20 protein-coding genes are annotated in these 26,895 nt (G+C 64.6%); 9 read left to right on the top strand and 11 right to left on the bottom strand.

The window, feature by feature from the left end; genetic code table 11:
- Window positions 1-343 precede the first annotated feature (343 nt).
- Entirely contained in the window at window positions 344-553 is a 210-nt protein-coding gene (locus tag TX80_RS13525) for a DUF7563 family protein (protein ID WP_049923652.1), read from the top strand.
- Between the two features lie 82 nt (window positions 554-635).
- Here TX80_RS13525 and glmM read toward each other — a convergent pair whose 3' ends face one another.
- Window positions 636-1,955 (bottom strand): phosphoglucosamine mutase, encoded by a 1,320-nt coding sequence (gene glmM / locus TX80_RS13520; protein ID WP_049923651.1) that lies wholly within the window; start codon window positions 1,953-1,955, stop codon window positions 636-638.
- 314 nt (window positions 1,956-2,269) lie between these two features.
- Between glmM and TX80_RS13515 the strand changes: the two genes are divergently transcribed.
- Window positions 2,270-2,530, top strand: coding sequence for a MarR family transcriptional regulator (locus TX80_RS13515; protein ID WP_049923650.1), 261 nt, complete (start codon window positions 2,270-2,272; stop codon window positions 2,528-2,530).
- A gap of 7 nt (window positions 2,531-2,537) precedes the next feature.
- On the opposite strand, the gene TX80_RS13510 is transcribed toward TX80_RS13515, so the two are convergent.
- Complete coding sequence (locus TX80_RS13510) at window positions 2,538-3,548, bottom strand: lipid II:glycine glycyltransferase FemX (protein WP_049923649.1); 1,011 nt, start codon at window positions 3,546-3,548, stop codon at window positions 2,538-2,540.
- The gene (locus tag TX80_RS13505) at window positions 3,545-5,170 is read right to left on the bottom strand and encodes an alkaline phosphatase family protein (protein WP_049923648.1); all 1,626 of its coding nucleotides are present in this window, start codon (window positions 5,168-5,170) and stop codon (window positions 3,545-3,547) included. The genes TX80_RS13510 and TX80_RS13505 overlap by 4 nt, the downstream gene beginning before the upstream one ends.
- A gap of 226 nt (window positions 5,171-5,396) precedes the next feature.
- Here TX80_RS13505 and TX80_RS13500 point away from each other — a divergent pair, with 226 nt between their 5' ends.
- Window positions 5,397-6,518, top strand: a complete 1,122-nt coding sequence (locus TX80_RS13500) for a DegT/DnrJ/EryC1/StrS family aminotransferase (protein ID WP_049923647.1) — start codon at window positions 5,397-5,399, stop codon at window positions 6,516-6,518.
- A 3-nt stretch (window positions 6,519-6,521) separates the two neighbouring features.
- On the opposite strand, the gene TX80_RS13495 is transcribed toward TX80_RS13500, so the two are convergent.
- Window positions 6,522-8,252 carry an ATP-binding protein gene (locus TX80_RS13495; protein WP_049923646.1) on the bottom strand — a complete coding sequence of 577 codons (1,731 nt, stop codon included), beginning with the start codon at window positions 8,250-8,252 and terminating at the stop codon, window positions 6,522-6,524.
- Between the two features lie 549 nt (window positions 8,253-8,801).
- Between TX80_RS13495 and TX80_RS13485 the strand changes: the two genes are divergently transcribed.
- Window positions 8,802-9,140 (top strand): hypothetical protein, encoded by a 339-nt coding sequence (locus TX80_RS13485; RefSeq protein WP_049923644.1) that lies wholly within the window; start codon window positions 8,802-8,804, stop codon window positions 9,138-9,140.
- On the opposite strand, the gene TX80_RS13480 is transcribed toward TX80_RS13485, so the two are convergent.
- Window positions 9,137-11,041 (bottom strand): DEAD/DEAH box helicase, encoded by a 1,905-nt coding sequence (locus TX80_RS13480; protein WP_049923643.1) that lies wholly within the window; start codon window positions 11,039-11,041, stop codon window positions 9,137-9,139. The two genes, TX80_RS13485 and TX80_RS13480, sit on opposite strands and share 4 nt — an antisense overlap.
- A 303-nt stretch (window positions 11,042-11,344) precedes the next feature.
- Here TX80_RS13480 and TX80_RS13475 point away from each other — a divergent pair, with 303 nt between their 5' ends.
- Both TX80_RS13475 and TX80_RS19490 read left to right on the top strand, forming a co-directional pair.
- Window positions 11,345-13,075, top strand: a complete 1,731-nt coding sequence (locus TX80_RS13475) for a methyl-accepting chemotaxis protein (RefSeq protein WP_049923642.1) — start codon at window positions 11,345-11,347, stop codon at window positions 13,073-13,075.
- A 72-nt stretch (window positions 13,076-13,147) separates the two neighbouring features.
- Window positions 13,148-13,324 carry a hypothetical protein gene (locus TX80_RS19490; protein ID WP_195893082.1) on the top strand — a complete coding sequence of 59 codons (177 nt, stop codon included), beginning with the start codon at window positions 13,148-13,150 and terminating at the stop codon, window positions 13,322-13,324.
- On the opposite strand, the gene TX80_RS13470 is transcribed toward TX80_RS19490, so the two are convergent.
- On the bottom strand, window positions 13,317-14,270 hold the full coding sequence (locus TX80_RS13470; protein ID WP_049923641.1) for a transcription initiation factor IIB: 954 nt from the start codon (window positions 14,268-14,270) through the stop codon (window positions 13,317-13,319). The two genes, TX80_RS19490 and TX80_RS13470, sit on opposite strands and share 8 nt — an antisense overlap.
- 764 nt (window positions 14,271-15,034) lie before the next feature.
- Here TX80_RS13470 and TX80_RS13465 point away from each other — a divergent pair.
- A complete protein-coding gene (locus TX80_RS13465; RefSeq protein WP_049923640.1) occupies window positions 15,035-15,634 on the top strand; it encodes a DUF7344 domain-containing protein in 600 nt (199 codons plus the stop codon).
- A 357-nt stretch (window positions 15,635-15,991) separates the two neighbouring features.
- Here the strand turns inward: TX80_RS13465 and TX80_RS13460 are convergent, their stop codons facing one another.
- From TX80_RS13460 to TX80_RS13445, 3 genes are all read right to left on the bottom strand, one after another.
- Window positions 15,992-18,064 (bottom strand): hypothetical protein, encoded by a 2,073-nt coding sequence (locus TX80_RS13460; RefSeq protein WP_049923639.1) that lies wholly within the window; start codon window positions 18,062-18,064, stop codon window positions 15,992-15,994.
- Window positions 18,065-18,524: 460 nt separating this feature from the next.
- Window positions 18,525-19,469 carry a hypothetical protein gene (locus TX80_RS13455; protein ID WP_049923638.1) on the bottom strand — a complete coding sequence of 315 codons (945 nt, stop codon included), beginning with the start codon at window positions 19,467-19,469 and terminating at the stop codon, window positions 18,525-18,527.
- A 467-nt stretch (window positions 19,470-19,936) separates the two neighbouring features.
- Window positions 19,937-21,727: a hypothetical protein gene (locus TX80_RS13445; protein WP_049923636.1), complete on the bottom strand. Its 1,791-nt coding sequence runs from the start codon at window positions 21,725-21,727 to the stop codon at window positions 19,937-19,939.
- A 389-nt stretch (window positions 21,728-22,116) separates the two neighbouring features.
- Here TX80_RS13445 and TX80_RS13440 point away from each other — a divergent pair, with 389 nt between their 5' ends.
- Window positions 22,117-23,424 carry a hypothetical protein gene (locus TX80_RS13440; protein WP_049924085.1) on the top strand — a complete coding sequence of 436 codons (1,308 nt, stop codon included), beginning with the start codon at window positions 22,117-22,119 and terminating at the stop codon, window positions 23,422-23,424.
- A gap of 42 nt (window positions 23,425-23,466) precedes the next feature.
- Here TX80_RS13440 and TX80_RS13435 read toward each other — a convergent pair whose 3' ends face one another.
- Together TX80_RS13435 and TX80_RS13430 are read right to left on the bottom strand one after the other, a co-directional pair.
- Window positions 23,467-23,850 (bottom strand): hypothetical protein, encoded by a 384-nt coding sequence (locus TX80_RS13435; RefSeq protein WP_049923635.1) that lies wholly within the window; start codon window positions 23,848-23,850, stop codon window positions 23,467-23,469.
- 65 nt (window positions 23,851-23,915) lie between these two features.
- Complete coding sequence (locus tag TX80_RS13430; RefSeq protein ID WP_049923634.1) at window positions 23,916-25,508, bottom strand: alkaline phosphatase family protein; 1,593 nt, start codon at window positions 25,506-25,508, stop codon at window positions 23,916-23,918.
- 389 nt (window positions 25,509-25,897) lie between these two features.
- Here TX80_RS13430 and TX80_RS13425 point away from each other — a divergent pair, with 389 nt between their 5' ends.
- Window positions 25,898-26,854, top strand: coding sequence for a polysaccharide deacetylase family protein (locus tag TX80_RS13425; RefSeq protein WP_049923633.1), 957 nt, complete (start codon window positions 25,898-25,900; stop codon window positions 26,852-26,854).
- Window positions 26,855-26,895 lie beyond the last annotated feature (41 nt).

The raw sequence follows: 26,895 nt of genomic DNA, 5'->3' as shown, positions 1-26,895 counted from the left end.
CCCCGCCGCAAGCACGATCGCTTTCATGTCGACGACAGACGATAATCAGGCGGATAATTATAGAGCGATTACTCCCGTTCCGTCGTCGATCGACCGCTCGGTCGATCGGCCCGTCATGACCGCTCGAGCACCCCGGGGCGTGACGCCTGTTGCGGCCCGCCCGGCGAATGTAACCATTGGTTACCGTCGATAAATGTATCGTTACGGCGGAAAGAGCGCGTTACGCTCCGGATATCCGAACGGTCTCCCGCGGCCGATCACCCCGGCTGAAATGCGAGACTAATTCCCGAGACGCGAATTATGCGGTCTATAGTAAATACCGTTCTGTCGCTACGAGTGTGTGATGTCGACAGAATCACCCGATGCGAAGTGGACGCCGATGACGTCCGGACAGCAAACGAGCGCTCCCCGATGTGTCAACTGCGGTAACCAGGTCACCCGGCAGTTCGCCCGCGTTTTCGGCGACAACCGCGACGTCGTCCACGCCTGTCCCGAGTGTGCGACGTACCGGGAGATGAAGACGTCCGATTTCATTCCGAAGGAAGCCAGATAACGCTTTTCGCGGTCCGTGCGTACTCGCACCGCTCACGGACGGTCGCTCCTCGAGTCGGCTCCCAGTCTCGACCGGGTCCCGCTTACTCGCGTGTGACAGCGGCCACGAGCGCGGTCGCCTCGTCGAACAGGCGATCGGTGTCGGGCTCGGTCCGTGCCTCGGCAGTAACGCGGACGAGCGGTTCCGTTCCGCTCGCACGGACGAGGAACCAGCCGTCGTCGGTCTCGACGCGGACGCCGTCTCGAGTGTCGACATCGGCGTACCGATCGGCGACGCGGCGACGGATCCCGTCCATCGCGGCCGTTTTGTCCGTCACGTCGACCGACGTTCGGCGAATCGGATAGCGGGGGATCGAGCCGACGAGTTCGGAGAGCGGGCCGCGGTTCGAGACTAGTTCGACGAGCTTGGCGGCGGCAAGCGGGCCGTCCGGACAGCGGGTTTCCGCCGGCCAGATCCAGGCCCCGCTTGGCTCGCCGCCGAAGACGACGTCCGGCTCCGTGGTCCGTTCGGCCACGAAGACGTCACCGACGCGGGTCCGCGTCACTGACGCACCGAGGGGAGAGAGTGCGTCGTCGACGGCGAGGCTCGTATCGACCGGGACGGCAATCCTGTCTCCCTCGTCCGCCGCCGCTCGAGCGAACAGGGCAAGCAGCGAATCCTTCGGGACGAACGTTCCGGTTTCGTCGACGGCAAGCATTCGGTCCGCGTCGCCGTCGTGGGCGACGCCGAGGAGCGCGTCCGTTCGCGAGACGAACGTCGCGAGCGCCTCGAGCGTCTCCCGGGTCGGCTCGCTCGGCCGGCCGGGGAACGACCCGTCGCGGTTGCCGTGTAGCGTCCGGACCGAACAGCCGAGATCGTCGAGAACCGAGGCCGTGAGTCCGCCGGTCCCGTTCCCGATGTCGACGACGACGCTCGGCGTTCCGTCGGGATCGACGGCGTCGATGATCCGTTCGGCGTGGGCGTCCCGGACGTCGCCACAGCGCTGACGGTCGCCGAGGTCGTCCCACGGCGCGAGTTTGTAATCGTCTTCGCGCACGCGGCGTGCGATCGCCTCCCGCTTTTCCGGGCCGAACGCCTTTCCGGAGGGTGTCCGGAGTTTGAGTCCGTTGTCGGATGGTGGGTTGTGCGAGGCCGTGACGACGATCCCTGCATCGGCGTCGAGGTAATCGACCGCCCGGGCGAGCGTCGGCGTCGTCTCGATGCCGACCTCGTGGACATCCGCGCCACACTCACACAGCCCCGCGGCGACGGCGTCGACGAGCATCCGCCCGCTCTCGCGGACGTCACGCCCGAGAACGACGCGCTCGTTTCCCTCCGAGGCGACTGCGCGGCCGACGGCGAGGGCCAGTTCGGCAGTCACCGCGTCGCCGACGGGGCCACGAATACCGCTGGTCCCGAACATACCGGCCGTTGGCCTGCTGCCTGCCTTACTATGTACCGGTTAAACCGGTCGTGCAGAACGACCGACGGAGCTGTCCCGTCTCTCGAGACGCGACGGCCGCCCGCGAAGGCGATAGAGCCACTGCGAGTCACTGCACACCCAGATCGCACGACGGCTGTGCGATCGGTGTGTAAACCGTTGCAGTTGTTACTATAGAACGGACGTGCACGCCGTCGGTCCTGGCGTTCGGTTGCGTTAGTACCTCCCTATCTTTCTGAACTGTCGAAACCGTATATACGTGACTCGAGGTACGCACTGGTACGGCCGAGACTCCTATGAGTGCAACCGACCACGACTCCGACGCCGACGGTGACGATCGTGCAGTTTCAGTCTCCGACCTCCCGCCGAGTGCGAAACTCGTCTACAAGGTCCTCGAGTACGAGGGATCGCTGACTCAGGACGAAATCGCGGCCGAATCGCGGCTGTGTCCCCGGACCGTCCGCTACGCGCTCGGGAAACTCGAGACACAAGGGCTGGTCGCCAGTCGGGTCTGTCTCGACGACGCCCGCCAGTCGAAGTACTGGATCGCCGACTGAACGGCCCCTACCGGAGCTTCCGGTACCGATCGATCGCCATCTCGAGTCCGAACGCTCCCGAGGTGATGACGTAGTTCGTCTCGAGTCGGGGGTTGAACTTCGCCTTGTAGCGGTTGATACTGGGGACGCCGGCACCGACGAGATCGTACCGATCGAGGCCGCTCCGCAGCCCGTCTCGCATGACGTGCCAGTCGAGGAGATCGTTGACCGCGAGGTCGATATCGGTATCGGGTTTGACGCCGCCTTGCCAGCGGTACCTGGTCGTCTCGGATTCGACGACGAGGATCCCGCCGGCGAACGCGCCGTCGACCCGACAGACGTAGGGGCGGATCGACCCGTCAGGGAGTTCCTCGTATACCCCGCGTGCGAACGAGGGACTCAACTGGAACGATCGACCCTGATTCTCGTAGCGTTGTGCCACCTGATCGACGATTCGTTCGACATCGTCGATGTCGCCTTCCTCGATGACGTAGGCGTCCGCGTCAGCGTTCCGGACGTTGCTGCGGGCGTCGCTGCTGAACCGATCGAGTAGCTCCGACTCCGAACAGTCTAGGTCGACGACGTAGGTGTACTCCGGTTCGACGGTGTACTCGTTCCAGACGAACGGCCGGACGTCATCGAACTCGGCCGCGATGATCCGGCTGTACAGCGGTGAGATCTCCGCCTCGATCCACTCGAGGCAGTTCTCGAGGAACGCCTTGATGCGCCGGTCGGCCTTGCGCTGTTTGAGTTTGTCGACGTTCAACAGCGCCGGCCCGAGGTAACACGACCACGACTTCGGGGCCGGGGAGAAGACGCCGGTGATGGGACCTTTGGTGTACTCGAAGACGGGGAAGACCCCGACCGGTTCTTGCCCCTTGAAGCCGGCCAGCAGGTACGGTTTCGTCTCCGTATCCGTGGCCTGCAGCCGGATGGCTTCGGCCCGAAAGAACGGGTTCGACCCGTCGGAGCGTTCGACGTACCGGTTCCACTCGTCCGCGTCGGTGTGTGGATCGAGAACGGACACCTCGACGCTCATAGGTACCCCAGATCGGAGAGTCGCTCCTCGACGACCCGATCGTCGGTGGCCGCGATCGGCTCCGGCTCGTAGGCGGGATACTCCGCCTCCCGCCCGCCGTCGACGATCGGCAAGGGCGTCCCGTCCATGGCGGCGTCGACGGGCACGTCGAACAGCGAACAGATCGTCGGCGCGACGTCGAAGATCGTTGCCCCCTCGAGCGCGGCGCTGTCGTCGATCCCAGCGCCGGCGGCCGCCACGATGCCGGTGCGTTTGTGGTTCCACGGCTCGAGGGGGTCGCCAAACTGCTCCGCGCCGAGGTCGGCGACGACCGCGGTGTCGAAGTCGGCGGGGACGGTCACGATGTCGGGAGCGTCGTCGACGTATGGTCCCTCGAAGAACGTCTCCCGTGGTTCGACGGCATCGAACATCGGTTCGCCGCCGGGTGTCCGAACGGCCGACAGGTCCGTGATGATGTCATCGCGTACGCGTTCGTACTCGGATTCGGGCACCTGCCCGTTCGGCTCGCGGCCCGCGAGGTTGATCCGAACGCCGAGTTCGCTCTTCGAGCGCATGTACGCCTTCGAGTTGTGGAAGTCGACCTGTTCGCTCGCCGCTCGGATCATATCGTTCGGAATCCGGCGGCCGATCGGCTCCGCGAGACCGACCCGATCGAGCGCCCCCGCGACCCGCTGGGTCGTGATCCCGAACGTCGCGGCGACGTTCATGGCTCTCTCGAGGACGCGTTCCTCGTGATCGCCGGCGTCCTCTCCCTCGAGCAGGTCGTTCTCCCAGGCTTTCGACCAGTCGGGCATCCCCTCGCCGCCGTTCTGTGTCCGTACGTACCCCTGTTCCCGGAGGAACTCGTTGATCCGGAACTCGGGGCCGGACACCCGTCCCATCCCGTGGTCGCTGACGACCAGTACGGTATCGGGATCGGTTTCCTCGATCGTTTCGGCGAGCTGTCGGTCAACTTCCCGGTAGACGGCTTCGATCGCCGCCTTGTCCCCGGGTCGTTCGTGGAACACCGAGTCGGTCTGTTGGAACTGGAGGAACCCGAACCCGGGATCGATCCGCCGGCAGAGGTAACGAAACGCCTTCCCCCGGAGTTCGATGGTTCGTTCGTAGCCGTCGATCGACCGGTCCGGTTCCGGTCCGCTCTGTGGATAGATCCGGTAGTCGCCACAGGCGAGTTTCACGTCCTCGAGGATCCCTTCGGGATGGCAGACCGGGTCTTCCGGGGCGGTCATCCCGGGGAGCAACGCGCCGTCGAACTCCCGTGAGGGATGGGTGACGGGAACGTTGACGACGACGCTCGAGACCCCGTGCTCGCTCAACAGCTCCCAGACGGGTCGTTCCCGGACGTGGGTCGAGTTGACGACGTCCCAATCGTAGCCGTCGAACGACAGGAAGTCGTAGACGCCGTGTTTGCCGGGGTTTTTCCCGGTGTACAGCGACGGCCACGCGCTCGCCGTCCACGGCGGGATCTGGGACTCGAGCGGGCCGCTCGTTCCGGTTTCGAACAGCCGCTCCAGCGTCGGGGTCGCTCCCGATTCGAACAGGGGTTCGAGCACCGGTCGACAGGCGGCATCGAGTCCGACAACGAGGAGACGCAGCCCGTCTTCGTCGGTCGAATCGTCCATACGAAACGGGAGGATCCGTCTGCGCTTTGTTATGCGAGCGCTTGGCCCGTGTAAGCCGGCTCTTCAGTCGTCGCTCGCGATTCGGCCATTGAACGATGGGGCCGTGTAAGCTCCGCCTGCCCCGATCGCGACCGTCGTATCGGCTCTATCACTAAGGTCCGGTTCGGTAAAGCCACGACGGGATGATCGTCTCGATGACCAGCAGCCCTCGTTCGACTCCGGACGGATGATACGAAACGCCCCGTCGCTGTTCGATGCGCCGAAGCCGCCGTCGGCCGGCGAGTCGACCGGCATCAAGCCGTTTCTCGAGGGTCACGCTCGGGCGGTCACCGTCTACGGGTCGGGGAAGGTGGCGCTTCGCGACGGTCTCTCGGGTCTCGTCGAACCCGGCCAGAACGTCCTCGTTCCCGCGTACCTCCCGGATGCCGTCGTCGAGCCGCTTTCCGAACTCGGCCTCGAGTCGCGCTATTACGCCGTCGAACCCACCCTCGCTCCTGATTTCGTCGATCTAGAGCGCCGGATCGACGACGACTCCGTCGCCGTCGTCTCGGTCGATTACTTCGGCTTTCCCCAGCCCGGGCTCGAGGAGCTGTCCGCTATCGCCGCCGATTACGACTGCTATCACGTCGACGACAACGCCCACGCGCCGCTCAGCGTCGACGGCGAGACGTTGCTCGGGACCCGCGGCCACCTCGGAGTAACGAGCCTCTGGAAGCTCCTGCCGATCCCCAACGGAGCGCTGCTCTATCTGAACGCCGAGGGCGCGATCGACGCGTACGATCCGTCGCCGCTGGCCGGCGTTCGCGATCGGATCGACGCGGCGGACTGTCGGTTCGTTCTCGCGGCCGCCGCCCGGAAACTGTTCGACACCGACGGCACGCTCTGGCGGGCGCTCGAGTCGGTCGTCGCCGACGAGGGGTCGTCGCCCGCGGTCGGCGGGCCGGCCGAACGGTACGAGGACGGCAAAACGCGGATGTCGAAGCTCGCAGCGACCGTCGTCGAGAACGCCGATCCGGCGGCGGTCCGAACCCGGAGACGGGAGAACTACCGGACGTGGCGACGACTGCTCGCCCCGCGGGACGACCTCGAGATCGTCTTCGAGTCGCTTCCGCCCGGGATCTGTCCGCAAACGTTCCCGGTCCGGGCCGAGCGGCCGACGGCGTTTCTCGAGGAACTGGACGACTGCGGTGTCGGCGCACACACTTGGCCGCGGCTCTCCCGAGCAGTCGTCGACGACTCGGCCTACGAAACCGCGACGCGGCTCTCCCGGGAGATCGTTACGCTTCCGGTCCACCAACACGTCACCCCGTCGGCGATCGAGGCGGTCGGCGACCGTCTTTCCCGGTAAGGGTCAGTCGTCAGCCGCCATCGCGGACAGCTTCGAACGGACGTCGTCGTCGATCGCGTAGGTACGCTCGCCCCGCCGGTCGAGGACCGATTCGGTTCGCAACTCCGAGAGCAGACTCTGGACCGCGACCGTCGAGCGCCCGACGCGGCTCGCGATCCGCTCGGTCTCGAGCGGGCCAGAGCGGGCGAGGACGGCGAGGACGCGGGCTGCCGTCTCCACCGAACACTGCGACTGTTCGCTCGCGCACTCGAGTCGTTCGCCGATCCATGTCGGCTCGAGGAGATCGACGAGGTCCCTGTCGTCGTCTACGTTAGCGATGCGGATGTTCGAGGGGGCGTCCGGCTCGACGGTCGCGTACCCGAACTCGAACCCGGTCCCGCCGGCCTGAACGATCGATTCGTCGTCGGTCTCGGACGGGGTTTCGCCCTCGTCTTCGGCGTCGCCCTCCGTTTCGAGCGTCTGGACGCGTTCCCGCAGTCGTTTGGCCTCCTCGCGGAGCCGGTTTACCGTCTCCGTCCGTGACTCGAGTTCCGCCTCGAGATCCTCGATGCGATCGGCTCGGTCCGCGAGTTCGGTTTCGAGCGCGTCGATGCGATCGTCGCGGTCGGCGAGTTCGGCCTCGAGTTCGTCGCGTTCGGTCTCGAGTTCGACGACCTCCTCGTGGAGCCGTCGCAGTTCCTCGTCGTTGCCACCCAGTTGCGTCTGGACCGTCCCCGGGTTGCTCAGGGCATCGGCCATCTGTTTGGCCGCGTTCGAGACGTCGCGGGCGGACTCGAGTTCGTCCTCCAGGGTTTCGATGCGGGTCTCTTTCTTCTCGAGTTCGGCCTCGAGTTGGTGGATCCGGTCCTGTTTGCGCTCCTTTCGCTCGGAGATCTCCTGCAGGTCCCCGACCAACGCGTCGGAGACGGACTTGAGTTCGGGCCGTTCGAAGTCGTCGAGGCCCGGGGTTGCACCGGCGTCGAACGTTCGCTTCCGGCGGAACTGGACCTTGCGGACGTCGACTTCGGTCCAGTCGGTCTGGACGAACGCCTGCCCGTCGTCGAGATCCGAGACGAGTTCCGCGTACTCGGTGTCGATGATCCGGCCGACGACCTTGGTGTCGTTATCCCAGGTGAGCCGGTGCCAGACGAGCCAGTTCGCCTGCGTGATGAAGTCCTTCTTGACGTCGGCCGGGCGCTGGCTGATGCCGAGAATGCCCAGCCCGTGTTTCCGACCGCGTTTGCTGATCTTGATCAGGAGGTTGCCCGTCTCGCCGACGCCGCCGCCCTCGGGGATGTACTCGTGGACCTCCTCGACGACCAGCAGAAAGGGCTTTTTCAGTTTCTTCTCCTTGACGAACAGTTGACGTGCGATCTTCCGGAGGAGTTCGTCCGCGACGTCCTCGTCGAGATACCCCGATACGTCGAGGATCACCGGCACGTTCTCCTCGAGCGCGAGCGACGCCATCTGTTCGGCGTGTTCGGGCCCGATCTGGATGTCACACTCCTCGTCGGCCCCGGCGTGGAGCATCTCGTACTCCTCTTTCAGGCCGTAGTACTCGCCGTCCGTGTCGACGATGAGTAGCGGAAAGCCGGCCTCGAGCAGTTCCTCGGCGATGACCGACGCGGTGTTTGACTTCCCGGAACCGCTCTTGCCCGTGACGAATCCGCGTCCTGTCAGCAGTTCGACGACGGGGAGATGCAGCTCCGACCCGTCGTCTGTCTCGCCGACGAGGATTTCCCGTTGTTCGCTCACCGGTGCCCCACCCCGACTACGCGCGACGCGTTCATGCTATCACAACACTTCGAACCAGGTACCTTGAAGATTGGCCTCATCGCCGCGGTTCCGAGAACCGGGACGCGGTCGGGAAGCGCTCGCGGCCCGATAATGCGGCTTGTGAACATCCCCGGGAAAGTATTATATCGTTGCCACGGAATGTTGTCGATGTCTCCCGACCGATGATTCCGACCACGCACTCGACTCGCTTCGACGGCGCTACTCGCGCCGGGAAGTGGGTCCTCGAGTCCGCCCCCGTGTATCTGACCCACGGGTATAGGCTCGAGTACGGAACGCGTGGACGGAATCCGGGCCCGCTGTCGGGGCTCGTCCCGGTCGGTGTCGGTTCCGTCCGTGCCGCGTAATCACGCTCCCGGCCGGACGGCCGACTGGACTGGTTTTCGGGATTCCTCCCTCGTTGGTAACCGGTCAGCAGGTCCGTTCGGCGCCGGGACACGGTCCCCCGTAGTGTACTGGTCAACACGCGGGCTCCGCCCGAGCGTCGAGTTCGAGTCTCGACGGGGGTGTATGCAGCGCCACTGTGATTCAGTCGTCGCAACGCTCACCGTGCGCGTCCCGCTCGGTGCGACCGGCAGCCTCGCGGACGGCGCGGTTCGGGTCGTCGAACGAATCGAGGCCGTCGACGCGATCGCCGACGCCGATGTCCGGCAGGTCTCGCCCGGACTCAACGATACGACCGTCGACCTCCGCGTCCGCGTCGCCCTCGAGATCCCCGCAGACGACGAGAGCCTCGCCGCGCTCGCGAGCCGGGAACTCGAGGCCGGCGTCGGCGTCGAAGCGGTCGAGGACGTCGAACGCGTCGAAGCGGTCGAACCCGACGCGCCGCCGATCGCCGAGGTCGGCTAATCCTCGGTTTCGGATTCGCGCTCGATCGTTTTCTCTCGCACCGTCATCCCCTTGCGCCCGAGGTGCTGGAGCTGTCGGCGGGCGAAGTCCTCCTCGCGGGTGCCACGCGTCGCGAGCACGTACACGAGCGCGCCGCCCGCGGGCCGCATCGTTCGGCCGGCCCGCTGGGTTCCCTGCCGGCGCGAACCGCCGAGTCCCGAAGCGATGATGGCGAGGTCGGCCGTCGGGAGGTCGATCCCCTCGTCGCCGACCCGCGAGACGACCAACAGATCGCGCTCGTTCCGCCGGAACTCCTCGAGCAGCCGCCGGCGTTCGTGATGCGGGGTCTCGCCGCTGAGGAAGGGGACGTCGAGGGCGGCCGCGAGGTCCCGTCCCTGCTCGAGGTAATCGACGAACACGAGCGCCTTCGAATCGGGGTGTGCGGACAGCAGGTATCGAACCTCGTCGATCTTGCCCCGATTCTTCGCGGCGATACGGTACTTCTCCCGGCCCTCCGCCGACGCGTAGGCGTTTGGCTGTTCGTCGTCGCCCCACGGGACATAGCGGATCTCGAGTTCGGGCTCGGCGACGAAGCCGGACTCGAACAGCGCCTGCCAATCGGTGCCGATCGGCGGGCCGACGAGCGTGAAGATCTCCGTCTGGCGATCGTCCTCGCGGATGGGGCTGGCGCTGAGTCCCAGCCGATGTCGGGACTGCAGGTGCGTGCTCCGCCGGTAGACGTCCGAGGGGACGTGCTGGCACTCGTCGAAGATCACCAGCCCCCACTCGCGGTCGTCGAACAGCGACCGGTGGCGGTCCATGCCGGCGATCTGGTAGGTGGCGATCGTGACCGGCCGAACGTTCTTCTGTCCGCCGTGGTACTGTCCGATCTGGTGGGGCTCGAGCGACGTGTACTCGGCGATCGCGTCGGCCCACTGACGGGCGAGGTCTCGGCTCGGAACCAACACCAGAGTTTCGCCCTCGACGTGGGCCATCGCGCCCATCGCGGCGACGGTTTTGCCGCTGCCCGGTGGGCCGACGAAGACGCCTTCGCCGGCCTCGGCGAACCGGTCGACCCAGGTCCGCTGGTAGTCCCGAAGTCGGAGCTGAAGGTCGATCGAAAGCGCCTCGCCGGATTCTAGGTCCCGGTGATCCTGCACGGGATAGCCGGCTTCGTAGAGGATGCGCTTGATCGCGGCCGCCGCCCCCTCACGGACCCAGTCTTCGGTCTCGGAGATTGGAGCGTGGACGTGTTCCTCGTCGAGTTTCTGGCGGGCTACGTTCCCCATGATCTCGGGGCGTTTGGCCTCGAGGACCGTGTAGCCGTCCTCGTGTGTCACCAGTCTGAACTGGTGGGCGCGATCCCACTGGCTTTCGACCCAGTCTTCCAGTTGCTCCGAGCGCTGGCCGAGCGCCTGACGCATCGTCCGTGCCAGCCCCTCGAAGGAGTCGTGTGGTGCCTGCCAGACGTCCTCGGGTCGGACGACGTAGCGATAGCCCTGCTCGCCGTTTGCGTCCTCGAGGTGGGCGAACTGTGCGAGTTGCGCGCGCGTGAACTGGTCGGGCCGGTCGACGACGATCTCCCGGCGTTTCGGAAAGACGACGACCCGTTCGCGGTCGGTCAGATCCTCGAGTTCGCTCGGATACCAGACGACGGGGTCGGTCGACACCGACAGCCGCTCGAGGTCGCCCCCGTCCGCGAGGGACTCGAGGCGATCGCTGGCCGCCTCGTGGGGGATCTCGAGCGCCCGGGCGACCGCCGCCGCCGTGAGCACCGGCCGTCCCGCCTGCTGGCTGGCCTCGTGGAAGTCGGCGATCGTAAACGCCTCGGCGTCCGCGCCGGTACCGTCGCGGTCGTCGGTCGACGGCGTCGACTCGCTTCGCTGCTCCTCGGAGGGCATCGAAGAACGTTCGTCGGTCACTGCCAACCCGTAGCGGCGGTGCGGATAAACCGATTTCGCTCGCGCACGCGCTGTGAACCAGTCGGCGACTGGAGGGGCTACGACGCACGGTTTCGATCGACGAAGGAGTGTGATGTTCGCCGACGGTTTCGAGCGATTCGACGCATTCGCCGCTCTTGACGACACGGGCTCCGAGAACGCCCGTTCAATAGTTTTCCTGTCGTGTCTGTTGTACCAACCGGATCGCAAGTCAAATTAAATTTCAGTTACTTCGAACTGGTAATCTACGGGGAGTTTAAGTCCTCCCCCGAACGTCTACGGCGTATGTCGACAGTGTCTCGCGATCGGCTCGAGACGGCGGACGGTCGCTCGGGGGCGTTACGCGAGCGATACGAGTCGCTGCTGTGGGGAACGATGGACAGACTGGGAATCACGGGCAGCGTTGAACGGAAGATCATGGCTGCGGTCGTGTTGCAGTTCTGTTCGACGCTGGTCGTGTTCGCACTGCCGCTTGCGTTTCTCGGTCCACGAACGGCGATCGAGGTCTTTCCGACCGGGCAGCTCGTCCTGACGGCGGTCGTGTTCGCCCTCGCAGTGATCGCGTTCGTCAACACGCTGTTGATCGCCAGACAGGACGTTATCGAGCCACTTCGGAAGCTTCGCGGCATCGCAGACGAGATCGCGAGCGGCCGTCTCGAGGATCGACCGGAGCCGGCCGCGCAGTCGGACGAGATCGGCGAGCTACACCAGTCGTTCGGCGCGATGTACGCCTCACTGACGACGGTCGCCGAGCAGGCAGACGCGCTCGCTCGAGAGGACTTCGAGGCCGACGTCCTCGAGGAGGACGTTCCCGGGGCGTTCGGTAGTTCCCTCGAACGGATGCAAACCGGCCTCCGAACCCGGATCGACGAACTCGAGGAGAGCCGCGAGCGAATCGAACGTCAGCGCGAGACGGTCGAGCGGCGAAACGAGGCTCTGGAGGCCGACGCCGAACGGTGTCGCGCGGTGTTACGACGGTGTGCCGACGGGGATTTCACCCACCGCGTGACGATCGAAAGCGACCACGAGGCGATGCAGGAGATCGCCGACGGGGTAAACGCCATGCTCGACGACATCGAGGGGATGCTCCACAGCGTCCAGGCCCTCGCGGACGAGGTCGACGAGGTCGGACGAGAAGTCTCGACGAGTGTCGAGGAGATCGAAACCGCAAGCGATTCCGTCAGTGAATCGGCCGAGGAGATCTCCCACATGACGGACGAGCAAAACGATCGGTTCGAGGGCGTCCGCGGTGAGATGAGCGCCCTTTCGGCGACGATCGAGGAGATCGCGTCGACCGCAGACGGCGTCGCGGACGTCTCCGACCGGGCCGCAACCCACGCTCGTTCGGGACGTGAGACCGCGCGCGAGGCCATCGACGAACTCGAGCGGATCGAGCGCCGGACGGAGGCGATCGTCGATCGGATCGAAGCGCTGGAGGGGGAACTGGGTGAAGTCGGCGATATCGTCGAGGTGATCGACGGGATTGCCGAGGAGACGAACTTGCTCGCGGTCAACGCCTCGATCGAGGCCGCTCGAGCGGGCGAAAGCGGCAAACGGTTCGCCGTCGTAGCAAACGAGATCCAGTCGCTGTCGGAGGAGACCGGTGAGGCGACCCGTGACGTCGACGAACTCGTGAGCAGCGTCCAGGCGTCGGCGCAGGACGCCGTCGAGGAGATCCGTCGCATGCAACGGGACGTCGCCGACGGGACGGAAACGATCGACGAGAGTCTCGCCGCCCTCGAGGGGATCGCGGACGACGTACAGGAAGCCAACGATGGCGTGCAATCGATCAACGACGCAACTGATGAGCAGGCACGGACGAGTCAACAGGTGGTGTCGATGGTCGACGACGCGACCGAACTGAGCGAGCGGACGCTGCGGGAGACAAGCAGCGTCGCGGCGGCCGCCGAAGAACAGACCGCGACGATATCGGAGCTGTCGACGGCTGTGGATTCGCTGTCGGACACCGCTGCGGAACTCAACGGACAGTTGGCCGAGTTCACCGTCACGAACTAGCTCGACGACGCCGTCCCAGCCCTGCAGGAACCGAGTCCAATCTATATGCGTCACGAAACCATATCGGCTCGTATGTTCCGTGCGATCCTTCCCGAGGGACAGATCGTCTGTGAGCGATACGACCACAGCGACGAAGGACTCGAGCTCTACAACGATGCCGACGACTTCATCGCGTTCGTTCCGTACACGAACCTCCATGCCCTCCTGAACGAGGAGGTCTACAGCGAGGACGAGCGGTCGATCATGTAGCCGGCGACTGGTCGATCGCCTCGAGCTGTTCGCGGTACCTGTTTCTGACCGTGACGACGGTCGTCTGTGCGGTGTCGGCGACTGCCCGCTGGGGGATCGTCTCGTCACAGAGGAGGCCGGCGGCGTAGATCGCTGCCGCGGCGAACCCCGTCGGGGATTTCCCCGAGTGGAGTCCCTGATCGGTCGTGCGGTCGATGATCTCGATCGCCTTGGTCTCGACGTCCTTGTCGACGTCGAGTTCCGAGCAAAACCGGGGGACGAACTGGCGCGGATTCGTCGGCTCCAAGTTGATATCGAGTTCGTCGGCGATGTAGCGGTACGTTCGGCCGATCTCGCGTTGATCGACCCGGGAGACGGAGGTCACTTCCTCGAGACTTCGGGGAATGCCCTCCTTACGACAGGCGGTGTACAACGCCGAGGTCGCGACGCCTTCGATCGATCGGCCGCGGATGAGGTCCTGCTCGAGGGCCTGTCGGTAGATGACGCTTGCGGTCTCCTTGACGGGTTTCGGGACGCCGAGGGCGCTGACCATTCGGTCGATCTCCGAGAGTGCGTACTTGAGGTTGCGTTCGCCCGCGTTCTTCGTTCTGATTCGCTCCTGCCAGACGCGGAGTCGATGGAGCTGTCCGTGTTTGTCGGCCGACATCGAGCGGCCGTTGGCGTCTTTGTTCCGCCAGTCGATCGTCGTGGTCAGTCCCCGGTCGTGCATCGACTGCGTAAGCGGTGCGCCGACGCGGGAGAGTTCGTCGTGTTCCTGTGCGTTGAACGCGCGCCATTCGGGACCGTAATCGATCGGGTCTTCGGTCAAAACGAGGCCGCATTCTTTGCACACTCGCTCGCCACGATCCGGATCGTGAACGATCGTATCGGTTTCGCAGTCTGGACACAGGCCGGCCTCCGCCTCCTGGGTTTCCCGTCTCGTATGATCGATAATGGACTGCGTCATCAGTAGTGGACGAAACCATGCCGGCACTGTAAGGGGTTTACATGGTTTCGAAAGAAACCCCCACTTACGACCACACGTCAGCGAAATACAACGGAAGAACGGCGGAAAACCGTACAAAGAAAGTCGGCACGAAGTCCCACCCGCCCGCTCGAGGCGGTTACCGGCCGTGCCGAGACCGTGTCCCATCGATCGTCGTCGGACGAAGCGATCAACCGAACCGCTTCGACCATCGTGCTCGACGTGAACACGACTCATGAACCGTCCGCATCGTTGCGCCCGTATTCGCGGTGTAAATACGGGATTCATCGGGTAAAATCCGCTTTCGACTGTAAACTGACGCTCGAATTTATGTCGATGGAGTCGAACGTTTCCTACCAGTGCCGTGTTGCCGACGCATCATCGAGACCCCGTCCCCGTATCGTCATCCCCGGCTCGTCCCGCACGTACGCCGTCGATATACGCGGGCAATCCGTCGATACTGAACGCCCCCGCTCGCTGTCGATCGCGTCTCCGGCGGCGTGACCGGGTTCCGGTACCCACCGGCTCGGGAAGTCGACCCGTACCCCTTTGCAGCCGGTGCGAAACGTGGCCGTGTTTAAGAGTGTCACTGTTGGTGTACAACTTGGTGTGTCAATCGTGATTACGAATCGCCGTTCGAGAGTACAGCGGTCGCTGTCGATCCGACAGCCCGGTGGCGATCTCGACCATCGGAGACGGCAGAATACAGCCCGCTCTGGCGGACCGGCAGTCGGAGGCTCGCGATAATGTCATCTATCGATACGTCACTCCCCGACGAAATCGCGTCGTCGGTCGGCGATTCCGATGCCGACGAGCAACTCTCGAAGGACGTCATTTTCGAACTTCTGAAGAACCGACGACGTCGAGAAGTCCTCACGTACTTGCTCGAGGCCGAAGAGACGGTCACCCTCGGCGAGCTCGCCGAACAGATCGCCGCCTGGGAAAACGATACGGACGTCAACGCGCTCAGTTCCGACCAGCGAAAGCGGGTCTACGTCGCCCTTTATCAGACGCATTTACCCAAGATGGACGACGCGGGGATCGTCGAGTACGATCAAGACCGCGGACTGATCTCGCTGTCGGACAACGCCGATCTATTGATGATGTATCTGGATACGGACACCCACCGTCAGGATCGATGGGACCGGTGGTACGCTGCGCTTAGCGTGGTCGGTGCCGTCCTCATCGCCGGGACCGTCCTCGGTGTTCCACCGCTTGCATCGGTGCCGACGCTTGCACTCGCCGGCGCGGTCGTCGGTTCGTTTTTCCTGCTTTCGATCGCACACGCCGTGACGAATTACCGGCGTGAACGCGACGTCGACGGCAAACTGTCCCGGATAGAGTGACGCACCACGCTCTCGTGATATGGTCGATCGGTTTCGCAGCCTGCGATTCCGACCCGTCCGATTCCGCTCGCCTCTCGAGTCACCACTGATCGTGCGGTCGGTGTTGGAATCGCTCGAACTCCCGGCGCGCTCGAGAAGGACTTTTACTCGCGTCGGACGTAGTTCCACATGGCTCCCGACGACCGTCTCACGTACCGGACAGTTCGCGTGCCAGCTTGCTGTTCGCGGCGCGGGGGCCATCCTTCCTTCCGCGGACTGGTCAGTCCCGGTCAGTCGCTCGGCCCGCTCGAGAATCGTCGCCGTGAGACGCCGTTTCCGACACCCGAACCTCCCGGTCGAGACTGTCGGAGACCTCGATCACTGGTTTCGCGCGTTGTACTGGATATCGACCGTCGCATCGCCGAGCAGCGTAAAGTCCGTGACGTCGCCATCGAACCAGTAGGCGTCGAGCCAGTCGTCGATAGCGCCCCGCACGGCCCGCCCTTCGATCACGTCGTCGTCGTTGATCGAGGCGTCACGGTAGTCGGCTGCGACGACGGTCCCGTCGACCGCGAACGAATAGGTGCTCGGTCCGTCGGCGTCGGTCCCGTCGATGACCAGCGCGTGCGGTAACAGCGAGTGCTCGCCGTACTCGGTCGTATCGATCCGTTCCCCGTCGAGGAACACGGCAGCCTCGCCGTCGGTAAACGTCACGTCGGTCAAAGCTCCCGAGAACCGATATGTCTGTGTCGAATCGGTGACGGAACTCTGGACGGTCGAGCCGGAGATCGTCGTGGCCTCGTGTTCGGGGGCCGCTTCCGAGTCGAGTTCGATCGTGCCGTCGACCGTGATCTCGTAACTCGTCGGCGCGCCCCGTCCTTCGACCTCGAGAACGTGGGGCAGTTCCGGGCCGTAGTCGGCGGGATCGACCACGTCGCCGTTGACGGTGACCGTTCCGGGGCCGTCGACGGTCAGTCGTTCGAGATCGCCGCTGAATCGGAAGGCGTCCTTCCAGTCGGCAACGACGCCGTGAACGACCCCGTCCTCGATCTCGTCCTCGTCGTCGATCGACGCGCCGTCAGCGGTTGCCTTCTCGGCCGCCCCGTCGACGGCGAACTCGTACCGCGTCACGTCCGACGCGTCGCCGTCGACGATGAGAACGTTCTCGAGAACGTCGTCGAAGTCGTCCGGATCGACCGCGACGCCGTTGACGCGGACGGCCGCGTCGCCCTCGACGCTGAGCCGTTCGATCTCGCCGTCGAAGCGCCAGGCGTCGAGGTAGTCGGCGACGACGCCGCTCGCGTTCGTTCCCTCGACCATCGCCGCGTCGTCGACCGTCGCGTCCTCGTCGGTGCTTGGCTCGACCGCGTCGCTGACGACGAACTCGTAGCTCGTCGTCCCGGACGTTCCGCGGCCATCGAAAACGACGACGTTGGGGAGTCGCTCGTCTTCGTCGCCGTCGTTGCCCTCGTCCGCGTCCGTTCCGTTACCGTCATCCCCCGGGGACGGATCGGCGCTTGTACTCCCCGTAGCGGCTTCTTCGGGGGTAGTCGGGACGCCCTCGGGAACGGACAGATCCGGCGAACTCGAGACGTTCGACCGGGAGAGGCCGCTTCCCTGAACGTTGCCGCGGATGCCGCCGCCGGTCATCCGGGCGGTACCGCTGCCACGGAGGACCATCGCGTGGGGATAAGGACCGCTCGCGAAATTCGAGTCCGCGATCGTGACGGGACCGCCGGGCCAGACCCAGACCGGACGGCCGGCGTCTTCGGTATACCCGCCCCACCCGGGGCCGTAGTCGGTCCCGTCGTTGTACGCGACGCAGTTGACGATTTCGTCGTCGCCGCCGGCGACGCGGTAGGTGCTGACGCCGTTGTTCTTTCCGTAGCAGTTCTCGAAGCGCACCGACCCGCCGTAGGCGGTGTTCGAACAGTAAAAGCCGTTGTTGGGCCACCCCTGAACGTTACAGTACCGAAACGTGACGTTGCAGGATGCATTTCGGTGATAGAAGACCGCACCGGGTCCGTGGACGAAGCTCTCGCCTTCCTTGGTCGAGCCGTCGCCGAGGTAGACGTTCTCGATCAGGACGTCACCGCTCGTGGCGGTGATCGAGATCATGAACGCGTCGCCGCGATGGAGTCCCTTGAACCCGATGTTCCGAATCACGGAGTTGCCACCTTCCACGAGCAGCAACACGCTGTTTCCGTTCGTGAGATCGATCAGTTTGTTCTCAAACGTCTCGCCGCGTCCGATCCTGAAAACCTGTCCGCGTGCCGTGACGACGTCGTAGTCGTCCGCTGCGGCGGCGGCCCCCGAAAGGGCCGCCGTCGCCGTCGTCGCCCCGGCCAGTTTCAAATACGATCGTCGGCGGAGTAATCCGTCATTACCGCCGCCCGGCGCCGTCTCGTCGACGGATTCGTCTTCGTCCAGTACCGAAGGTTCGCGTGCCATGCAACCGGGTAATTTGAGACTACCGCCATAAACTTTCTCCTCCAAAATACTTAAAATTTACGTATATTCATCCATATCTGACTATTCATTCACAGTACCATCGTATTTCCACCTAGAAATTAATCAATCAGATCATATTACCTTAGATACAGAACTAGCGGTATCGAACCCGTCGTTCGGAGTCGATACCTTGCGTAATGATACATTACTCCCCATCACCGGCCGTTCGGGGTGGCTTCGGTCCGTATCCTGCCGCGACTCGAGTCGGATCGGGAGCAGGGAAACCGGGGCTGGCGGTATCGGGTCGCTCGAGCAAAACGAACCTACCGACGGCGGAAAACAGCAGGGGGAGGGTCGCAGCGTCAGCGGGAATCGGGGAGGGTCGCAGCGTCAGCGGGAATCGGGGAGGGTCGCAGCGTCAGCGGGGACCGTGCCGGGACGGCAAGGAACGATCGCGACGTTAGTTCTCGCTGCCCGAGGCCGCTTCTTCGGGGCTTGTGGGGACGCCACTCGGAATGAACGCCTCGGGGTCGGTCCCGACGCTGTCGCCGAGTTGGACGGTCGAGCCGGCGTGTTCCTGAATACCGGCCTGCTCGTCGTAGTCGGTCTCCGTGACCACGACCTCCGTCGCGCTGCCGTTTGCACCGGCGTCGATCGCGACGTTCTGGCCGTTCATCTCGAGCTGGCAGTTGTCGACCTCGATCGTCCCGGGAGCCCAGGCCCAGATACCGCGGCCCTGATACCCCTCGTCGTCGATGTAGACGCTCGAGTTCGTCACCTTGCTGCCCTCGGTCGCCAGCCGGAAGTGAGAGACATAACAGTTGGCGGCAAACGAGCGGTCGATGTGGATCGTGCCGCCGCCGCCGGTTCCGGGCGCGGACGCGTAGATCGCGTTGTCCGCAAAGTTCTGGATGTTGACGTTGCGGAAGTCGATGTGGCCGGAATGGTCCGGGTTCACCCAGAACGCGGTCTGGCCGTGGCCCGAAGAACTTCCGTTGCGGCTGTCCGAGCCGTCGCCGAGGTAGACGTTCTCGACGGTGCTCGAGCCACCCGTGTCGTAGATTCCGAAGGTAGCGGAGCCGGTGCCGGAGGTGTTCTCGCCCTTGAAGCCGACGTTTCGGATCGTCCAATCCGAACCGCTGGCAGTGATGATGATGTCCTGCCCGGTCGTCATGTCGATGAGTTTGTTCTCGAACGTCTCACCGGAACTGATCTGGACGGTCTGATTCGCGGCTTCGATGACCTCGTAGTCGTCCTGTGCCGCTACCGTGCCGGCTGCACCGAGCGACGTCGCTGCAGCCGCGACCGCCGCGAACGAACGCACGTAGTTGCGGCGGGTTAATTCGGTATTACGGCCTGTAGTCGGAGATGAGTCCGTCTCGGACGTACGGGGGTTCTGCGCCATACACTTGCGTAACTCCGGCTTACACTCATAAACTTTTCCTTGGAAAAATGGATTAAATTTACGGAATATATTTCAAACACTACCGAACTAGTCACAATGTATGGTTGATCGCTTCCGAATTTACGATCTGGATTCGGATCGAAACGGGATGCGGAATCCGGTTTTTCCCGGTAAACGACTGATTACCGCACGGAGCGTTCGTGTTCCGGCCGATCGACGGTGGATGGGAACACTCGAGGTCGATCGAGCGGTTGCACGGACCGACTCGCGCCAGCGGGCTAAGCATCCGTTACTGGAGCGGCCGCTCGCTCGAGTCGTCACGCCCCGTCGCAGTGACGGCCACCGAATGGTCTCGCGTGCGCAGTGATCCAAGAGGAAATACCGATCGACGGTGAATGGGACGCGGCTCGTCGGCCGAAGGTTCCCGATCGGTCGACGGTCGACTCCGTGGGGCAGCGGTTGCGTTATCAGGCCGTCCCGTCGACGGCGTACAGTTCGAACTCGTCGTTCGAGACGACCTTGTCCGCAGTCGGCTGTCGTTCGAGGGCCTCGAGCGACGCGTCGCTGTAGTGGAGTTGCCGATAGACGTCGACCTCCCGGGTGACGTCGAACTCGGTGACCGCGAAGTAGTACTGGGATCCGTGGTACGCGCCGCTGTAGTTGCCCGCCTCGAACGCTTCGGGGTCGACTTCGCCGCTTGCGGTCCCCGCACTGGTCAGCGGTTGATCGCGCTCGAGTCCGTAGAGGCCGTGATCGTACCGGTACGGGTCGTATCCCAGCCCCGCGATCGGCCGGTCGTCGACCGCGTGGTCGAGTCCCGACTCGTAGCCGCTGTACATCTCGTCGGTTACGTGCTGGCTGGGGCTGTAGATCAGCGGCGACGCGTAGACGGTCAACAGCCCGAGTACAAGACAGGCCCCGAGAACAACGGCCGCGACCGCGTTCGCGCCGGGAGTCGTGATGACTCGCGAGAGACCGCCGATGGTATGGGCGAGGGCGATCCCGCCGAGGATCGTGACGACGACGTAGATGAACCCGATCTGGCGAAACGCCATGGTCGGCGTTCCGAGGAGGTAGACCAGCAGGATGCCCCCGAGCGGGACGAGGGCAAGCGCCAGGTAGGTGACGAACGACGACGTCTCCCGATCCGTTTCGGTCCAGCCGAGCCACATCACCAGTACGAAGAGTCCGACGACGGCCCCGATCAGCGCTGCCTCGAAGAACATCGTCACGAACAGTTCCCCGAGGCTCCCGCCGATTTCGGTAAGCGATGCTTCTCGCTGTCCGACCTCGGCACCGGCACCGACGTCCGCGGAAAGGATGCCCTCGACGAGACCGCTGATCGCGTTTCTGAACCGCTCGTTTGTCGCCGCCCAGAGGGCAAAGGCGGCTCCGAGCACGATCGTCGGGGTGTACATCGTCGAGTGTGCGACCATCGGATGGTCGTCGAACCGGCGGCGGGCGAGAAACTGAATGCCCGCGACGGTCCCGACCAGCACGACGACGTTGATCATCTGCTGGGGGTGGACCAGCAACAGCGTGATGCCGGTGAGATAGACGAGGACGCTAAACGGCGAGAGTCCGAACGGAAGCCGCTCGATCGTCGCCCGCCGCCGGAGGTACGCGACGAACGCGAAGAGGACGACCGGCACCAGAAACAGCGCGTTCGAGTTCGTGTGCACGCCCATGTGCGTCGCGACGTTGTTGATCGGCAACACCATCCATGAGACGATCGCCGCACAGCCGACCGCCAGTCCGTCGCCGGTGACCCCCCGGACGACCAGCGGGACGAACACCAGAAACGGGACGAACAGGGCGACGACGGTGAGCAACAGAGCGCGCTCGATCGGAATCCCGCCGACGAAATGGAAGACGGCGGCGATCGAGTGCACGCCGGGGTAAAACAGCTCGTGGGGCTGAAGCGCCCCGTTGACGATGTCTCGCGTCCACCCGAGATGTGTGAGCGCGTCGCCCATCCCGATAAACCGGTAGTTCCTGACGACGGGCAGACTCACGATCGCCGTCACCGTCGTCGCTCCGAGTCCGATCCCGATCGCCTGCTGGCGGCCGCGACACGCAAGCGTCGTGCCGACGGCGATCGCGAGCGCGAGGGCGAACCCGATCCAGACTACCGTCGGGGGGCCGGTGAATATCGATGCCTCGTACGAGGTCGCAGGATTTGCGCGTGCGACGAGGAGTCCAACCGCGACGGCGAAAAAGCCGATCGCGAACGTCACGTCGAGTGTCGTCCGTTTCATAGTATCCCGATATCGGCCGCAACCGGTTTCGTGTCGATACGCATGAGTCGGTGTAGTCGCCGACGAGAGCGCGGTTTGTTATACGGCTCCTATCGCTGACGGCCGAACGTCGCCGGTTCCACCCCTCGAGCGGCTCGAAATCGGTACGACCGTCGTACACCGAGGGAGCGACTGCGGCCGTCGATGGCAACCGACGCCGCCGAAGCTGGCCCGCGGGATGCCCTACGGCCTCGCCTGTACGCATCCCCTGTCGATCGCGGACAGTCGGCTACGGAGGGATTTCACGGGTTCCGATCGATCAACGGTTCCGATGGTTTTTGGCACGGTCCGTGGTCGGTCGGCCCGACGGCGATCCCGCCGCGAGCGATCGCCGACCGACCCTCTCAGGTATGTCATCGATCACAATCGACCGGATCACCGCCGACGGGACCACGCTCGAGTGTGCGGTGTCCCCGTCGCGTGACCTCGACCGATTCTTCACCGGCGAGCCGTTCCGAACCGACTACGATCGTTCCATCGAGTCCGTCCCCGACGGTCTCCTTGCGGTGCCGGTCCTCGCACAGGTCTGTCCCGTCGCGTGGGCGAACGGGGCCGACGTGTACGTCGAGGAAGTCGACGCGACCTTCGCCCGCGCGCTCGAGGACGTCGGCAGGTCGCTGTGTTCGCTACACGACTTCCTCGAGGGCGGGCGGTTGTACGCGTCCCGAACGATCGACCCCGAACGCGACGAACGCGGCGCGAGCGGGCTGCTGTTTACCGGCGGCGTCGATTCGACGTGTTCCTACGTCCGCCACCGCGAGGCGTCGCCGACGCTCGTGAGCATCCGGGGCTGGACGATCACGCCCGATCCGGCGGACGACGAGGACTGGGATCATCTTCGCCGACGCGTTTCGTCGTTCGCCGGCGAACGGGGCCTCGAGACTGCCTTTCTCGAGACAAACGCCCTCTCGGCGCTCGATCACGCGATGTTGCTCGCTCACTACAAGCGACACGTCGACGGTGCCTGGTACAGCTCCGTGGGTCACGGCCTCGGTCTGCTCGGGTTGTGCGCGCCGATGGCGTACGTTCGGGGAATCGACGACCTGTACGTCGCCGCGACCCACTGGGAGGGGATCGATCTCGAGTGGGGATCACGCCCCGATATCGACGAGCACGTCCGGTGGACCGGCACCCGGTGTCACCACGACGCCTACGAACTCACCCGACAGGAACGCCTCGACGTCATCGCCGAGTACGTCGAGCGCGAAGCGCCCACGCTCGAACTCCAGACCTGTAACGAACGGATGGACGGTAACTGCGGCGAGTGTGAGAAGTGTTACCGGACCGCCGTCGGGCTTCGGCTTTCGGGACTCGAGCCGACGGCCCACGGCTATCCGTTCTCGCCGTCGGCCTACCGGGAGATCCGCCGGTCCCTCGAGCGCGGCGAGTGGGTGCTGGGACAGGACGAGCGGTACATGTGGGCGGACATCCGCGATCGCGTCCGGGAGACGGAGCCGGACGGCCCCGAAGAGCGGGCGTTCTTCGAGTGGCTCGGGACGGTCGATCTCGACGAACTCGTCTCCGAGGCGGAGCCGCCGTTGACCCATCGACTCCTCCGTGCGGGCGCGAGAAACGCACCGAATCGCGTCTACAACGCCGCATACCCCGCCTGGAAAACGGTGAAGTCGGGACTGCAGCGGGGACGGTTCGGCCGGTAGCAGGGAAGCGGTTCGTCGACGGCTCGAGTCCGGAGACGTCGATCAGGATTCGCGTCGGTCGCCGCCGTCGTCTTCTTCGGGCCGGACCTCGATCGGACGCACGTCGCTGCTCTCGCTATCGTCGCCACCGACCGGAATCTTCGTTCGCAGATCGGCCGCAAACGACTGGACCTGATCGACGAGCGTCTGGACTTCCTCTTCGAACTGTTCGACGGAACGCTCGACGTAGTGGACCCGTCGGGCGGGAATCCGTCTCACGATGTCGTGTCCCTGTTCGTCCTCGTCGGTCTTGATGATCCAGTGGTCCTGAAAGTAGGCCACGTGCTCGTTCGGCACGGTCTTGCTGACGGTCTCGTCGTGAGGGTCCTCGTAGACGATCGTCGCCTCGCCGAGGTCCCGCTCGAGTTCGAGGTCTTCCTCGACCATACCGACGGTACCGTCGCCAATGAGGTAGTGCGTGTGCTTGCGCAGGAACGGTTCCGGACAAGCGGTTACTCCATGTACCCGAGACCCTTCAGCCGATCCTCGACGTCGGTGAAGTCCTCGTCGACCGTCTCGCCGTGATCCGTCGTCGAGACGTCGGTCCGTTCGACTTTCGTCTGAGAGGGCCGCGAATCGTCGTCGAACGCGTCGAAGAGGACCCGTCCGTCGACGTTCGCCGGTACCGGTTCGCCGATCCCGTGTAACAGCGTCGGTGCGATGTCGACGACGCGGGCACCCCGTAGCGTCGCGTCCGCCGCGATGGACGGCCCCTGACAGAGGACGATTCCCTCGCTGCGGTGGCTTGCCGCGTACGTGCCGGTATCGCCGACCGGTTCGTCGGTGATCGCGTTGCGCACCTCGTAGCCGTCACGGCCGTTGACGATCAGGTCCGGCGACCGATCGTCGGTGGGGAACAGTTCGGCACCGTCGTACACCTCGAGCAACTGCCTGCCCTGTTCGTCGGTGACCGACTCGAAAACGTCGACGAGTTCGGCTTTGAGGTCCGGAACGTCGCTCGGGGCGACGACGCCGCGTTCGAATCGTTCGGTATCGTTGATATAACAGTTTCCCGCGTCGTGGACGAACGCGACGGTATTGTCGTAATCGACGTCGTAGAGGGCGTGATCCCCGGGGATCTGTTCGGCCACCGAGTCGAGCAACGTTCGCGGGAGCGTCGACACGAGCAACTCCTCGGAGATGCCGACCCGCTCGAGCGCGTCGGTGATACGCTCGCGTGAGATCCCGAGGCTCGCGAGCGCGCCTCGTGTCCCCTCGTCGTCGCGTCTGACGAGGTATCCCTCCTGCTCGAGGATGTAGTTGACGTAGATCAGGTTCTCGAGGGGGCCGAACCCGTGATCGGAGACGACATAGAGGTCGGCGTCATGTGTCGCCGTGTACTCCATGACCTCGCCGAGAACGTCGTCGAGGGCCCGGTAGTGCGACAGGAGTCGATCCATATCCCAGATGAGGTGCTGGAACCGGTCCGGTGCGGTGTAGACGAAAAAGAACAGCCGCCAGTCCGCACCCGCCCGCTCCATCTGGAGTCGCATGAGTTCGCGGCGTTTCGCGAGCATCTCGTCGACGGCGACCTCGAAGTCGTCAAGACGGTCGGCGTAGTCGGGATAGTCGAGGCTGATCTCGTACTCCGGGATGCGATCGTCGATCTCGCGCCGCAGTTCCGGCGGCGACGTAAACGCTTGTTCGGTCGAGGGGGTCATCATCCCGGTCACCATCGTGCCGTCGATCTCGCGTGCCGGATAGGTCATCGGGACGTTGCCGGCGTGGGCCGGCGAAAGCTGGTCCCACAGCGCCGGCTGTTCGATATCGTGGCTCGTGTACATCTCGTGGGTGTACTCCGGCGAGAGATTCTGGAAGCCGTAGATTCCGTGTTTGTCCGGCCAGACCCCGGTCGCGATCGACGGCCACGCAAGCGGCGTCGTCGGCGGACAGGTACTCTCGAGCGTTCCGGCCGCACCGTTCTCACGCAGTCGGGCAAAGTGCGGGAGTTCTCCCGCATCGCTCCACTGTTCGATGAGTCGCCACGGGACACCGTCGAGTCCGAGTACGAACGCTCTCTCGGATGGAAGGGAAGATCCGCTCATGATCCAAAAGCCTGCTGTCGAGGAGGTAGCCGGACGATTGCTTTGTTATAGGGACTGTTCAGGGGCGGACCGGCGCGCCGTCGTCCCCGTTCGGTCGCGTTAACGCTCGGAAGCGCGGCGGCCGACGGTGTTCGGTGTCGTTACCGTCGCTTCGCGGGACCGTCCCGTCGTACCGGATGTCTCGACGGCAAACCACTCCGTCGACGGACCTGTGATCGCACCGACACGGCCGGGGCTTCCCGTCCGACGCGGCGGCTCCGGATCGTCCGTTTTCAGCGCCTATCGAGGCGTTCGCGCGGGTAAACGGGAGTCGACGGGGGAAAGGACCTGAATAACAAAACCGTCCACGCAACTCCACAGGAGTATGCAAGCACCGCGTGGTGGGATGTATGGGTAGCGTCGTGCTCTCGGTGGACGCCGAACTCGGCTGGGGATTTCACGACTTCGAGACGCCGCCGATCGAGCGAGTCGAATCCGGTCGTCGCGGGTGGCCGGTCCTGCTCGAACTCTGTTCGGAGTACGACGTGCCGGCGACCTGGGCCGTGGTCGGCCACCTCATGCTCGAGTCCTGTGACGGCGACCACGCCACGCACCCGGCACCGCCGGGATGGTTCGAACGCGAACGTGGCGAGTGGCGTCACCGGCCGGACCTGCGGTTCGGTCCGGACCTCGTCGACGCCTTGCTGTCGTCGGACGTCGACCACGAGTTCGCCAGCCACTCGTTTTCTCACGTCCTGTTCGGCCGGCCGGAGACGGACCGCCAACTCGCAACCGCCGAACTCGAGCGCAGCCTCGAGATCGCCTCTGACTGGGGTCAGACGGTCGATTCGTTCGTCTATCCGCGCAACGACGTCGGTCACCGGGACGTCCTCGTCGATTACGGAATCAGCGCGTACCGGGGCCGATCGCCGACGAGCGACGGCGTTCGCGGACTGTTCGATTCGGCGGTCCGCGATCGATCGATGCTGGTCGAGCCCGTCGTCGACGAGTACGGGCTGGTGAACGTTCCGGCATCGATGTTCCTCTTCGGGTTCGAAGGGCCGGCACGGACGGTCGCCGAGTCGATCTGGGAGGATCCGATGGTGGTTCAGGCCCGACGAGGAATCGACGAAGCGGCACGGACGGACGGACTCTTTCACATGTGGCTGCATCCGAACAACCTGACTCACGAGCGCGACGACCGTCGAATGCGTGCGATCCTCGCCTATCTCGACCGGCGTCGCGCCGAAACCGGGCTCACCGTCGAGACGATGGACGAGGTCGCACGACGGGTCGCGGCCGCCCGGGGCGTCGACGGCGGAACGGTCGCGGCCGCCAGCGGACCGGCGGGCAACGGCGACGACTGACCCGTCCGAACTGCTATTCTGAGGGTACAGACTGTACGACG

The organism is Halopiger djelfimassiliensis (assembly GCF_000455365.1).
Taxonomy (GTDB): Archaea; Halobacteriota; Halobacteria; order Halobacteriales; family Natrialbaceae; genus Halopiger_B; species Halopiger_B djelfimassiliensis.
This window is presented reverse-complemented; position numbering and strand designations above follow the sequence as displayed.